Origin of the sequence: Rhodobacter lacus (assembly GCF_042683065.1) — a bacterium.
Lineage (GTDB): Bacteria > Pseudomonadota > Alphaproteobacteria > Rhodobacterales > Rhodobacteraceae > Rhodobacter > Rhodobacter lacus.
This window is the reverse complement of the sequence record NZ_JBHUIX010000003.1, coordinates 251,127-264,117: the sequence shown is the minus strand read 5'-3', so window position 1 is coordinate 264,117 and position 12,991 is coordinate 251,127. Positions and strand designations below refer to the sequence as shown.

Here is a 12,991-nt window from a genome sequence, read left to right as displayed (position 1 = left end):
GGAGATGCGCCATGGCCACCGTCGCCGTTACCGATGCCACGTTCGATGCCGAAGTCCGGCAATCCGATATTCCGGTTGTCGTCGATTTCTGGGCCGAATGGTGTGGCCCGTGCCGGATGATTGGCCCGGCGCTGGAAGAGATCGCCACCGAGATGGCGGGCAAGATCAAGATCGTCAAAGTGAACGTGGACGAAAACCCCGATAGCCCCGCCGTTCTGGGCGTGCGCGGGATCCCGGCGCTGTTCCTGTTCAAGGATGGTCAGGTCGTGTCGAACAAGGTTGGCGCGGCCCCGAAAGCGGCGCTGCAATCGTGGATCGAATCCGCGATCTGATGCTTTGAACATGCAGCAAGCGGGCGCCTTCGGGCGCCCTTTTGCATGCGCGGTGCAAGGCCTGCCGCGCCGCTTCGGGCAATCGGTCACCTTGCAAGGGCCAGGACCGGCCCCAATATTCTGCGCAAACGGAGGATCTCATGACCGACGAAAAATTTCCTGGCTGGCACGGCACGACCATCATCGGCGTGCGCAAGGGCGGCCGCGTGGTGGTGGCGGGTGACGGGCAGGTGAGCCTTGGCCAGACCGTGATCAAGGGCACGGCGCGCAAGGTGCGCCGCCTCACCCCCGGGGGCCGCGAGGTGGTGGCGGGCTTTGCGGGCTCCACCGCAGATGCGTTCACATTGCTCGAACGGCTTGAGAAAAAGCTTGAGGCCGCGCCGGGGCAACTGGCCCGCGCCTGTGTCGAGCTTGCGAAAGATTGGCGGATGGACAAATACCTGCGCAATCTTGAGGCAATGCTGATCGTGACCGATGGCGCCGATCTTTATGTGCTCACCGGTGCGGGGGATGTGCTTGAGCCCGAGCATGACATCGCCGCAATCGGCTCCGGCGGCAATTATGCGCTCGCCGCCGCCCGCGCGCTCATGGACAGTGATCTCGATGCCGAGGCGATTGCCCGCAAGGCAATGGCGATTGCCGCCGAGATCTGCGTTTACACCAACGGCAACCTGACGGTGGAAAGCCTTTCCAAATGACCAATCTGACCCCCCGCGAGATCGTTTCCGAGCTTGACCGTTTCATCATCGGCCAATCCGATGCCAAGCGCGCCGTGGCCGTGGCGCTGCGCAACCGCTGGCGCCGCCAGCGCCTTTCGCCCGAGATGCGCGAAGAGGTTTACCCCAAGAACATCCTGATGATCGGGCCGACCGGCGTTGGCAAAACCGAGATCTCGCGCCGCCTTGCCAAACTGGCCAAGGCGCCGTTTCTGAAGGTCGAGGCGACGAAATTCACCGAGGTTGGCTATGTGGGCCGCGATGTTGAGCAGATCATCCGTGATCTTGTCGATGCCGCGATGGTGGAAACCCGCGAGCGGATGCGCGAGGAGGTCAAGGCCCGCGCTCACAAGGCCGCGGAAGAGCGGGTGGTCGAGGCTTTGGCGGGGACGGATGCCCGCGAGCAGACGCGCGAGATGTTCCGCCGCAAGCTGCGCGACGGCGAGCTTGATGACAAGCAGATCGAGCTTGAGGTCGCCGATACTGCCGGGCCGCAGATGATGCTGGGCGGCAATCCCGGCATGGAAATGCAGATGCAGGGGCTGCAAGATCTGTTCAAGGCGTTTGGCGGCGCCAAAAAGACCCGGCGCAAGATGACCGTGGCAGAGAGCTATGAGGTGCTGATCTCGGAAGAGGCCGACAAGCTTCTGGACGACGAGGCGGTGAAAACCGCGGCGCTGGAGGCGGTGAGCCAGTCTGGCATCGTGTTCCTTGACGAGATCGACAAGGTCGCGGCGCGGGCCGAGACCCGTGGCGCCGATGTCAGCCGCGAGGGCGTGCAGCGTGACCTGCTGCCGCTGATCGAGGGCACGACCGTTTCCACCAAATACGGGCCGGTGAAAACCGATCACATCCTCTTTATCGCCTCGGGCGCCTTCCACATCGCCAAGCCTTCGGATCTGCTGCCCGAACTGCAGGGGCGGCTGCCGATCCGCGTTGAGCTGCGCCCGCTGACCGAGGAAGATTTTGTCCGCATCCTGACCGAGACGGACAACGCCCTCACCCGGCAATATACCGCGCTGATGGGCACCGAGGAGGTTACCGTGAGCTTCACCGAGGATGGCATCGCCGCGCTTGCGCGCATTGCCGCAGAGGTCAACCGCTCGGTCGAGAACATTGGTGCGCGCCGGCTTTATACGGTGATGGAACGGGTGTTCGAGGAGCTGTCCTTCACCGCGCCGGACCGCTCTGGCGAGACAGTGACGGTCGATGCCGCCTTTGTCGAAAAGCATCTTGGCGCGCTGGCGCAATCCGCCGATCTGAGCCGCTACGTGCTCTGAAACCTCTGGCCGGGGGCAGGGGCCATGCTATCCTGCCTCCACCGAAGACGAGGCCGGAGGGGCTGATGCGCGGGCTCTTGCTCTGTGTCGTGATCATGCTGGTGGGCTGTGCGCCGCGCGGGGCGCTGGGGCCCATTGCGGAAGCGACACCGGGGCGCACGCTGCCGATTTTCGTGGGCTCCACCCGCGGCACCGACCCCGAGACCGGGGCCGACTTCGCCTATACCCGCAGTGAAAATCTCGAACTCGCCCGGTTTGATGTCTCGGTTCCGCCGGTGCGGGAAATCGGCGAGCTGCGCTTTCCGCGGCTGGGGCGGAAGGTGGACCCGACGCGCGATTTCATGCTGGCGGGCGAGACGGTCTTTGACGCGCCCGCGGCCTTCCGCGCCGATCTGCGCCGCGATCTGGCGCAACATGGCGGCGATGCAGTCGTTTTCGTGCACGGGTTCAACACCAACTTCGCCGAAGGTCTCTACCGGCTGGCGCAGATGGGCGAAGACTTCGCATTGCCCGGCACGCTGGTGACCTACGCCTGGCCCTCGCGCGGGCATGTGATGGGCTATGCCTATGACCGCGACTCGGCGCTTTTTGCGCGTGACGGGTTGCAAAAGCTGCTTGCCGAGCTGCGCGGGGCGGGGGCGCGGCATATCAGGCTTGTGGCGCATTCGATGGGCGCGGCGCTGACGATGGAAACCCTGCGCCAGATCGCGCTCTCGGGGGACCGGGCAACGCTCAGTGCACTGAACGGCGTGGTGCTGATTTCGCCCGATATTGATGTCGATCTGTTCCGGGAGCAGGCGCATACCGTGGGCCGGCTGCCCCAGCCCTTCCTGATTTTCACCTCCGAGAAGGACAAGGCGCTCAGCCTTTCGTCGCGGATCGCGGGCGAGGCCGCGCGTTTGGGCAATTTGCGGCAGGTGGAACGCGTGGCCGACCTGAAGGTGACGATGATCGACGTGGCCGCCTACAATACCCGCGACGGCCATTTCAACGTGGCCACGAACCCGGCCTTGATCAATATCTTGCGCGACACGAGCCAGATGGCGCAGATCCTTGAGGGCGAGCAAACGGGGCGGAGGAGCCTCGCCTCGGGCGTGATGATGACGGTGGAAAATGCGACCGAGGTGATATTGTCGCCGTTCACGGCGCTGGGGGGCGGTTAACGCATTCGGCGCAGGTAAACGTAATAGGCGCCTGCGCCGCCGTGCTTGAGATGCGCCTCGCTGACGTGCAACACCACCGGGCCAAGCGGGTTCAGGCGCAGCCAATGCGGCACCTGATGGCGCAACACGCCCTGGCGCTGCGGAATGGGCCCCTCGTCCCGGCCGCGCTTGCCCTTGCCGGTGATCACCAGAGCGAGCCGGTCGCCGCGGGCATGGGCGCGCAGGATGAAATGGATCAGCTCCGGGTGCGCCTCGGCAAGCGTCATGCCATGCAGGTCGATTTTCGCCTCGGGCTCAAGCTTGCCGCGCGTCATCTCCCGATGCGCCTTGCGGTCCATCTGCACCGGATGGGCTTTCAGCGCGTCTGAAAGCGCAGGCGCAAGATCGTGGTGACGGGCCGGGGACCGCACCGTCTCGCCCACACGAAACGCCGGGAGATCAAGCCGGGGCGGCGCGGGCGGGATCACATGGCGTTCGCTGCGGTCGGGCTCGGTCTTTGCCGAAATCGGCGCATGCGGATGCATCGCATGGGTGGATGCGGCGACCTTTTCCCAAAGCTCGCGCTCCTCCGGGGTCAGAAGACGGCGCCGTTTCATCGCCGCCCCCGCCGGTCACGCCATGCGCCTTGCACCGCTCAGCCGCCCGTGGCGACGAGTTGCCAGTTCGGATCGCTGCTGCCCATCTCCCGCGCAAAGCTCCAGCTGTCGCGCTGTTTGCGCGGCGCCTTCGGGTCGCCCTCGACCACGGCGCCGGTGGCATCACGCGCCACCGAAATCAGCTCGGCGCCAAAGCGCACGGTGATCTCTGCCTCGCGGGTGGCGGTGTCGAAGGTGGCTTCCGTCAGCACCAGTTCGCGCAGCCCGAGGAACTCGGCGTGCACGCTGAGCCCGCGTGCCTTGCGCTCCGCCACCGCGGCGCTGAACGCCTCATAGACTTCGGGTGCGAGAAATGGCCGCACCGGCTCCAGCTCGCCCTTCTCGAAGGCCATCAAAATCATTTCATAGGCCGCGCGCGACCCCTGCAGGAAGGATGCAACATTGAAGCCGGGCTCCACCCGCTTCATCTGCGCAAGCGCCACAGCGGCATCCGATCCCTCGGGCACGTGGTCCACGATGTCGCGGTCCGGTCCGCCCTCGATCACCTCGAACGCATCGCTCCCGGGCCGCTCCACGCGTTCCAGTGGTTTGATTTCGCTTTCAAATCCATCACGTGTGCCGAGCACATTGCGCAGCCGGAAGATCAGGAACAGCGCGATGGCCGCGAGCACGATCAGTTGGAACAGGGCAGAGCTCATGGGTTTTCCATCTTGGTGGTGGTATGGCGGCCTTCTGCACTTATGTAAGGGACGCGAACATTCAAGTCCACCAATGGGCTGCGCGTGATCGGAGGGAATATGTGGGTGATGCTGGCACTTATGGCCTGGCCGCTGATCGAGATCGGGCTTTTTGTCGAGATCGGCTCGGTCCTCGGGCTCTGGGGCACGCTGGGCGAGGTGGTGCTGACCATGGCGCTGGGCCTTGCGGTGCTGCGCTCTCAGGGCGAGCGGACACAGGCCAACCTGCGCGCGACGATGCAGGGGATCGGAACTCCCGGAGTGCCGCTTGCGCATGAGGCGCTCATCCTCTTCGCCGGGGTGTTGTTGATGCTGCCCGGGTTCCTCACCGATGCGCTCGGGCTTTTGCTGCTGGTGCCGCCGGTGCGCAGCCTCGCGATTGCCCGGCTCAAGACCCGGGTGGTGGTGCAGGGCTACAACATGCACCAGCCGCGCCGCGCAGATGAAGATGGCCCGGGCACGGTGATCGAGGGCGATTTTCTGGAAGTTGACCCGAACAGCCCGCCCCCGCGCGGCACCTCTGGCTGGACGAAGCCCTAAGCAAGCGCTTGCGTCGCTCGCGCCTTGAGACACTGGGGGCGGGATGCTAAAGAGGCGCAAACCATAGGGAGAGACCCATGACCGATGCCCCCAACGGCGCGCCGCAGCCGCAAAACCAACTCAAGATGAGCATCCTCGCGCAATTCGTGCGCGACATGTCCTTTGAGAATGCGGTGGCGCTCAAAGGTCTGCAAAGCGCTGAAGTGCAGCCCGAGATGCAGGTTCAGGTGAGCCTCGATGCGCGCAAGCGCCCGGCCGAACACCAGTTCGAGGTGATCACCAAGTTCAAGATCACCGCCACCAACAAGGCCACGAACACCGCGCTTTATCTGCTCGAAGTCGATTACGGCGGGATCTTCCATATCGAAGGCGTGCCGGATGACCAGATGCATCCGTTCCTCCTGATCGAATGCCCGCGCCAGCTCTTTCCCTTCGTGCGCCGGATCGTTTCGGATGTGACGCGTGACGGCGGCTTCCCGCCCTTCAACCTCGATCCGGTCGATTTCGTCGGTCTCTACCGCGCCGAGCTTGCGCGCCGCGCCGAAGCCGAGAAACCGGCCGATGTGCCGCTGTCGTAAGGCAGCAAGCCGTTCATAATTGGTTAACAAAACCGACCGCATCCCGCGTCAACCTGCCTCAGGGACAAGGTGACATGATGACAAGGACCGCCCTCGAGCGCATGCTTTGAGGGCGTTTCCATTGGGTCGGAACCGAAAAATGAGCGAGCATATTCCCGCCTGGGTCGGCGACACGCTGACTCCGGTGGAAAAAACGGAAGTGCATCGCAAGGGGCTTCGCCACAAGGCGGTGTCAATCTTCGTCATGGACGGGGAGCAGGTGCTTATTCAGCGTCGGGCTGAAGAGAAGTACCACTCTCCCGGTTTATGGGCGAACACTTGCTGCACGCACCCCGCTTGGGACGAACGTCCCGAGGTCTGCGCCGTCAGACGTTTGCGGGAAGAACTTGGCATCACGGGCCTTTATCCGGCCCATGCCGACAAACTCGAGTATCGCGCCGATGTCGGTGGCGGGATGGTCGAACACGAGGTGGTGGATATTTACCTCGCTTACGCGAAGCCGCAGATGCGGATCATGCCCGATCCGATGGAGGTGTCGGACCTTCGGTGGATCGGGCTTTACGATCTCGCGGCAGAGGTGAACCGCCACCCCGAGCGCTTCTCGAAGTGGTTGATCCTCTACATGTCGGGTCATCTCGACCGGATCTTCGGTTCGCTTCTGCGCGCCTGATATCGCATCGGTGAGATCGCGCCGATTCGCTGCGCAGCGGCGTTTTTTGCCGCTGCGCTCTGGCCTTTTGGATGCAAAACTGCATCTAATCGGGCAGGCGGATCGGGGGTCGGCAGATGAGAAGCAGTCTTTGGAGCATTGCGGTGCTTCTTGGCACGGCCTTGGCCGGGTCTGCCGTGGCACAGACCGCGTTCAACCTCGATACGCCCGGTGCGGACAAGGATCTGCGCAAGGCGATCGAGGCCGCGTCGCTCACCCGCAACTCCGCCGCCGCTGACGACAGCACAGCGCAAGATATTTTCACCGCCGCCCGCGCCGATTATGCCCGGCTTGTGGGCGCGCTTTATGATGCGGGCTATTACGGCGGCACGGTCTCGATCCGTATTGACGGGCGTGAGGCCTCTGGCATCGCGCCGATGGATGCGCCCTCCCGCATTGGCGCGGTGGAGATCAACGTCAGCCCCGGGCCGAGGTTCAAATTCTCCGAGGCGGTGGTGGCTCCGCTCGCGCGGGAAACCACGCTGCCCGAGGGCTTTGCGCCGGGCAAGACCGCGCGTTCGGGGTTGATTGCCGATGCCGCGCAGGCCGGTATTTCCGCCTGGCGCGAGGAAGGCCATGCCAAGGCCGAGATCGCCGATCAACGCATCATCGCCGATCACCGCGCCGAGACGCTTGCGGCCGATATTGCGCTGGCGCCCGGCCCGCGGGTCACCTTTGGCACGTTGCGCGCGCAGGGCAACGAACGGCTGCGGACAAAGCGGCTTTACGAGATCGCCGGGTTTCCGACCGGCAAGCGCTTCTCCCCCGAAGAGCTTGAGGAAGTGCGCGACCGGCTCCGCCGCACCGGGATCTTTTCCTCCGTGACGCTGAGCGAGGCAGAGCACCTGCGCGACGGCGCCCTGCTTGATGGCGATCTGACGGTGATCGAGGCCAAAACGCGCCGTCTCGGGCTGGGGGCAGAGCTTTCCAGCACCGATGGCGTCACGCTTTCGGGGTATTGGCTGCACCGCAACCTGTTTGGCGGGGGCGAACGGCTGCGCTTCGATGCCGAGGTGGCCGGGATTGGCGGCGCGACCGGCGGCACAGATTACAGCCTGGCGGCCCGGCTGGACCGGCCCGCCACCTTCAGCCCCGATACCGCCGCCTTTCTCGCCACGCAGGTGAGCCGCAGCGATGAGGAAGATTATACCGAGCAGGCTTTCGACATCAGCGTCGGTCTGAGCCATGTGTTCAACCCGCGGCTGACCGGCGAGGCGGGGATCGGCTATGGCTGGTCGCGGATCACCGATGAGACCGGCAACACCCTTTACCGCACCATCACCCTGCCAACGAGCCTGACCTGGGACAACCGCAATGATGCTGCCGATGCAACGCGGGGTTATTACGGCAAGCTTGAGCTGACGCCCTTTGCGGGGCTTTCGGGCACCGGCTCGGGCGCGCGGCTCGCCGCCGATTTCCGCGCCTATCGCGCGCTTGATGCGGGGGGCCGTTTCGTGCTGGCGGGGCGGGCGCAATTTGGCGGCGTGTTCGGCCCCGATCTGGAGGAAACCCCGCGCGATTACCTGTTTTATTCCGGCGGCGGCGGCACGGTGCGTGGCCAGCCCTATCAATCGCTTGGCGTGACGGCGTTGGAAGGGGGCACGCTGAAAACCGGGGGCAACCGTTTCATCGGCCTTTCCGGCGAATTGCGCGCCGGGATCACCTCTTCCATCGGCGTCGTTGCCTTTTACGATGCGGGCTTTGTCGGGCTCGACAGCTTTGGCGAGGGGGATGGCGACTGGCAATCGGGGGCCGGGCTGGGGCTGCGCTACAAAACGCCCATCGGCCCGATCCGGCTCGATGTCGCCGGCCCCGTCAGCGGCTCAACCGGCAACGGGGTGCAGATCTACCTTGGCATAGGGCAGGCTTTCTGATGCGTTTCGTGACCCGGGGATTGGCCGTTCTGCTCGTGGCGCTTTTGCCGTTTCAGGCCCTTGCGCAGGAGGCGAGTGACGAGAGCACCCGCGACCGCTCTTACCTGACCGGGCTGATCGAAGATAATCTCTCCAGCGCGGGGCGCGCGGTGCGGCTTGACGGGTTTGAGGGCGCGCTCTCGTCGCGCGCGACCTTCAAGACGCTCTCGATCGCCGATGACAAGGGCGTCTGGATCACCGTCAAGAACGGCGCGATGCAGTGGAACCGCGCAGCGCTTCTGCGCGGCGAGATCAAGATTGACGAGCTCTCCGCCGAAGAGATTGACCTGCCGCGGCTGCCGGAAAGCGAGGCTGCGCCGACCGCGCCCGAGGCCAAGCCCTTCGCGCTGCCCGATCTGCCCGTGGGCGTCGATATCGGCAAGGTGAAGGCGCAAAGAGTGGTTCTGGGTGAGCCGGTGCTGGGGCAGGCGGTGAGCCTGACGCTCGAAGGCTCGATGAAACTGGCGGGTGGCGCGGGCGAAACCAAGCTTGCGATTGCGCGCATCGACGGGCCCAAGGGCGAGGTTTCGCTCAATGCGAGCTACGCCAATGACACGCATCAGACGCTGATCGACCTTTTGCTGCGCGAGGGCGAGGGCGGGATCGCCGCGCGCCTGTTGCAACTCCCCGGTGCGCCCGCGCTCTCGCTCTCGCTGAGCGGGCTCGGACCGCTGTCCGATTTTCGGGCCGATGTCGCGCTCGGCACCGCCGGGCAGACCCGGCTCACGGGGCAGATCGCGCTGAAAAAGACCACCGGCACTGAGGCAGGCAGCGGCTTCGATGTGCATCTTTCAGGCGATGTCTCGCCGCTGCTTCCCGCCGAATATCAGGCGTTCTTCGGCACCAAGTCCGAACTGGCGGCGCGTGGTCAGCGCAGCGACACCGGCATGACGCGGCTTGAAAGCCTGACGCTTTCAGGCGCTGCGGTGCAGGTTTCGGGGGCGCTCGATCTGTTGCCGGGCGGTCTGCCCGAGCGCTTTGATCTTGAGGCAAAGATCGGGCTTGAAGACGGCACACCGGTGCTTTTGCCGATCTCGGGGCCGCAAACGCGGTTGCGCAACGGCACGCTGACGCTTGGCTATGATCGCAGCACGGGCGAGGGCTGGCGGCTTGCGGGGGCGCTTCAAGGGGTGACCCGGGGCGCAGATGCGTTCGACCGCCTCAACCTCAGCGGCTCTGGCCGGATCGGCCAGCCGGTCGAGGGGCGTGCCAGCGCGGGCGGCAGCCTGCGCTTTGCCGCCTCGGGCATCGCGCTGGCTGATCCGGGCATGGCCGCGGCGCTGGGCGAAACCGCCTCGGGCGGGCTGCGGTTTTTCTGGCAGGAGGGCAAGCCGCTCTCGGTGCCGCAACTGGGGATCTCCGCGCGCGATTTTGGCGCGACGGGGCGGCTGAGCATTGCCGAGGGCACGGTATCGGGGCAGATCCGCGCGGATCACCATGCGCTTTCCAGCCTTTCTACGCTGGCCGGCCGCAAGCTTTCGGGCGCGATTTCGGCTGAGCTGAGCGGGGCCTATACGCTCCTGTCAGGCGCTTTTGATGCCGAGGCGGCGGTGACCGGGCAGAATCTGACGCTGGATCAGCCGCAAGCCGATGCGTTGTTTTCGGGCACATCGACGATCACGGTTTCCGCGAAGCGTGACGAAACGGGGCTCGCGCTGCGCAGCCTGAGGGCAAAGGCCGATACGCTGACGCTGGCGGCATCGGGCAAGCTCACCAGCGCCGCGAATGATCTCACCGCAACGCTTGATCTGGCCGATCTTGCACGGCTCGGCGGCGGCTATGATGGTGCGGCCCATGCGCAGGCGCAGCTTTCCGGCGCGCTTGGCGCGCGCCAGCTCGTGCTTTCCGGCAATGCCCGCGATCTGGCGCTGGCGCAGGCCGCGTTGAACCGGATTTTGGCGGGCGAGAGCCGCTTTTCGGTGACGTTGAGCGAGACCAAGACGGGCTTTGGCCTTGCCGATCTCGCCCTCACCACGCCGCAGCTGACCGCAAGCGCGAAGGCGCGCGCAGGTGCGGCCAATCTGCTCGACATCGCCCTCAAGCTTGCCGATGCCCGCGTGCTGGCGCCGGGCTTTCCGGGGCCGGTCACGCTTTCGGGCACATTCGGGCAGGGCGCGACAAGCTTTGCGCTTGATCTTGCGGGCACCGGCCCCGGTGGCACCCGCGCCGCGCTCAAGGGCAGCATCGCGCGCGATTTCTCGGATGCCGACCTGACAATCAAAGGGCAAAGCGAATCGGCCCTCGTCAATGGCTTGATCGAGCCCTACACGGTGAGCGGGCCGCTCGCCTTTGACCTTGCGCTGCGGGGCGCGCCCGGCCTTTCGGCGCTTTCGGGCACGGTCAAAGGCACGGGGCTGCGCCTGTCGCTGCCAACCCTCGGGCAGGCGCTCGAGGCGATCTCGGCAACCGCCACGCTCGCCGGGGGCCGGGCGCAGGTTTCGGCCGAGGGGGCCTTTGTCGGGGGCGGCACGATCCGGGTGACCGGGCCGATCGGCCTTTCGTCCCCCTTCCCGTCGGATCTGGCGATCACGCTTGCGCGCGCGCATCTGCGCGACCCCGAGCTTTATGACACCCGTGTGTCCGGCCAGGTGGGCGTTGCGGGCGGGCTCACCGGCAATCTGCGCATCACAGGGGCGCTCAGCCTTGCCGAAACCGAGCTGCGCATCCCCTCCTCGGGGCTTGGTGGCGCGGCGGCAATCCCCGATATCACCCACCGGCATGAGCCTTCGGCGGTGCACACCACGCGCGCACGCGCCGGGTTGATCGAGACCGCAAGCGCCAGCGGTGGCGGATCGAGCCGGCGGATCGCGCTGGATCTCGCATTGTCCGCCCCGAACCAGATCTTTGTGCGGGGCCGTGGCCTCGATGCCGAACTGGGCGGGCAATTGCGCATCACCGGCACCACCGATGCGATTGTGCCGATCGGCCAGTTCAACCTGATCCGGGGCCGGCTTGACGTGCTCGGCAAGCGCTTCACGCTGGCCGAGGGGCAGGTGGCGCTTCAGGGCGCGTTGACGCCCTGGGTGCTGTTTCAGGCCACCACGAGCCAGGAAGATACCGCGATCACGCTCACGCTGCAGGGCGCGGCGGCAGAGCCGAGCCTTACCATCGCCTCCTCGCCCGAACTGCCGGAGGAAGAGGTGCTGGCGCGGCTTTTGTTCGACAAGGGGCTGACCACTCTCTCGCCCTTGCAGGCGGCGCAACTCGCCTCGGCGGTGGCAACGCTCGCGGGCAAGGGGGGCGAGGGGATCGTGGCCAAGCTGCGCAAGGGCTTTGGGCTCGACGACCTCGATGTGGGCACAGATGACAGCGGCAATGCCTCGGTGCGGGCGGGAAAATACCTCTCCGAGAACCTCTATTCCGACGTTTCGGTCGATGCCACCGGTCAGGCAGAGGTGACGCTGAACCTTGATATCACCAAACAACTCACCGCGCGCGGCACGGTGGGATCGGATGGTGACAGCGCGCTCGGCCTCTTTTTCGAGAAGGATTACTGAGCCGCCTCTGCCGCGGCACGGCCAATCCAGTCGCGAAAGGCGGCCAGCGCGGGCGAGGGTGTCAGCCCCGCAGGCCACACCAGATGGTAGGCGCCGACGCCGGAGACCACCTCCCCCGGCGCGGCAACCAGCCGCCCCTCGGCGATCTCCGGGCGGACGAGAAATTCGGGCAGGAGCGCAATGCCCAGACCGTGCACCGCCGCCTGCAGCATCGGCGCGAACTGATCAAACATCAGCCCGCCGCGGGCGGGGGCCGCAAGCCCGTGATGCGCACACCAGCTCGCCCAGGCGTTTGGGCGCGATTCCAGCTGTAACAGAGACTGTTTGAGCAGATCCTCGGGCCGCGCCAGCGCTTCGCGTTTCGCCAGGTCGGGCGCGCAAGCGGCAAGGATGCGCTCTTCAAACAGCATCAGATGCTCGGCCTCGGGCCAGGGCCGGATGCCGAAATGGATGGCTGCATCAAAGGTCTCGGTCGCAAAATCGAAGGGCCGCATCCGGGTGCTGAGGTTGAGCGTCACGCCCGGGTTTTCGGCCAGAAAGGCGGCGAGCCGCGGCGCGAGCCAGCGCGTGCCGAACGTGGGCAGGATCGCAAGGTTGAGCACCCCGCCGCCGGGGTTGGCGCGCAAGCCCAGCGAGGCGCGGCCAATGAGATCCAGCGCCTTGCGCACATCGCGCGCATAGGCAAGCGCGGCCTCTGTGGGGGCCAGCCGCCGCCCCTCGCGGCGAAAGAGCTGCACGCCAAGCTGCCCCTCAAGCGTTTGCACCAAACGGCTCACCGCGCCCTGGGTGAGGCTGAGCTCGCGCGCCGCCGCCGCGGTGGAGCCGGTCCGGCAGACCGCCTCGAAAGCGGAGAGGAGCGAGATCGAGGGCAGGTAGCGCCGCGGCAGGCTCATCTATGTGCTCCATGCATATGTTTGGGCCGGATTATCG

At 65.8% G+C, this 12,991-nt stretch carries 12 protein-coding genes; 9 read left to right on the top strand and 3 right to left on the bottom strand.

Annotation, left to right across the window (positions count from 1 at the left end; translation table 11 throughout):
* Window positions 1-11: 11 nt before the first annotated feature.
* The 4 genes from trxA (at window position 12) to ACFSM0_RS02915 (ending at window position 3,491) form a co-directional block, all read left to right on the top strand.
* Complete coding sequence (gene trxA / locus ACFSM0_RS02930) at window positions 12-332, top strand: thioredoxin (RefSeq protein WP_377386886.1); 321 nt, start codon at window positions 12-14, stop codon at window positions 330-332.
* Window positions 333-472: 140 nt separating this feature from the next.
* Window positions 473-1,030: an ATP-dependent protease subunit HslV gene (hslV, locus tag ACFSM0_RS02925; RefSeq protein WP_377386883.1), complete on the top strand. Its 558-nt coding sequence runs from the start codon at window positions 473-475 to the stop codon at window positions 1,028-1,030.
* A complete protein-coding gene (hslU, locus tag ACFSM0_RS02920; protein ID WP_377386881.1) occupies window positions 1,027-2,328 on the top strand; it encodes an ATP-dependent protease ATPase subunit HslU in 1,302 nt (433 codons plus the stop codon). The genes hslV and hslU overlap by 4 nt, the downstream gene beginning before the upstream one ends.
* Window positions 2,329-2,393: 65 nt before the next feature.
* Window positions 2,394-3,491 (top strand): alpha/beta hydrolase, encoded by a 1,098-nt coding sequence (locus ACFSM0_RS02915; protein WP_377386878.1) that lies wholly within the window; start codon window positions 2,394-2,396, stop codon window positions 3,489-3,491.
* Here the strand turns inward: ACFSM0_RS02915 and ACFSM0_RS02910 are convergent.
* Both ACFSM0_RS02910 and ACFSM0_RS02905 read right to left on the bottom strand, forming a co-directional pair.
* The gene (locus tag ACFSM0_RS02910; RefSeq protein WP_377386875.1) at window positions 3,488-4,087 is read right to left on the bottom strand and encodes a Smr/MutS family protein; all 600 of its coding nucleotides are present in this window, start codon (window positions 4,085-4,087) and stop codon (window positions 3,488-3,490) included. The genes ACFSM0_RS02915 and ACFSM0_RS02910 overlap by 4 nt on opposite strands.
* 38 nt (window positions 4,088-4,125) lie before the next feature.
* Window positions 4,126-4,785 (bottom strand): Tim44/TimA family putative adaptor protein, encoded by a 660-nt coding sequence (locus tag ACFSM0_RS02905; protein ID WP_377386872.1) that lies wholly within the window; start codon window positions 4,783-4,785, stop codon window positions 4,126-4,128.
* Window positions 4,786-4,884: 99 nt separating this feature from the next.
* Here ACFSM0_RS02905 and ACFSM0_RS02900 point away from each other — a divergent pair, with 99 nt between their 5' ends.
* The 5 genes from ACFSM0_RS02900 (at window position 4,885) to ACFSM0_RS02880 (ending at window position 12,061) form a co-directional block, all read left to right on the top strand.
* Window positions 4,885-5,364 carry an FxsA family protein gene (locus ACFSM0_RS02900; protein ID WP_377386869.1) on the top strand — a complete coding sequence of 160 codons (480 nt, stop codon included), beginning with the start codon at window positions 4,885-4,887 and terminating at the stop codon, window positions 5,362-5,364.
* Between the two features lie 77 nt (window positions 5,365-5,441).
* Entirely contained in the window at window positions 5,442-5,942 is a 501-nt protein-coding gene (secB, locus tag ACFSM0_RS02895) for a protein-export chaperone SecB (RefSeq protein WP_377386866.1), read from the top strand.
* Window positions 5,943-6,081: 139 nt separating this feature from the next.
* Window positions 6,082-6,612: an isopentenyl-diphosphate Delta-isomerase gene (gene idi, locus ACFSM0_RS02890; protein ID WP_377386863.1), complete on the top strand. Its 531-nt coding sequence runs from the start codon at window positions 6,082-6,084 to the stop codon at window positions 6,610-6,612.
* A gap of 116 nt (window positions 6,613-6,728) precedes the next feature.
* On the top strand, window positions 6,729-8,525 hold the full coding sequence (locus tag ACFSM0_RS02885; protein ID WP_377386861.1) for an autotransporter assembly complex protein TamA: 1,797 nt from the start codon (window positions 6,729-6,731) through the stop codon (window positions 8,523-8,525).
* Entirely contained in the window at window positions 8,525-12,061 is a 3,537-nt protein-coding gene (locus ACFSM0_RS02880) for a translocation/assembly module TamB domain-containing protein (RefSeq protein WP_377386858.1), read from the top strand. The genes ACFSM0_RS02885 and ACFSM0_RS02880 overlap by 1 nt, the downstream gene beginning before the upstream one ends.
* Here ACFSM0_RS02880 and ACFSM0_RS02875 read toward each other — a convergent pair.
* Complete coding sequence (locus ACFSM0_RS02875; RefSeq protein ID WP_377386855.1) at window positions 12,055-12,954, bottom strand: LysR family transcriptional regulator; 900 nt, start codon at window positions 12,952-12,954, stop codon at window positions 12,055-12,057. The genes ACFSM0_RS02880 and ACFSM0_RS02875 overlap by 7 nt on opposite strands.
* Window positions 12,955-12,991: the final 37 nt, after the last annotated feature.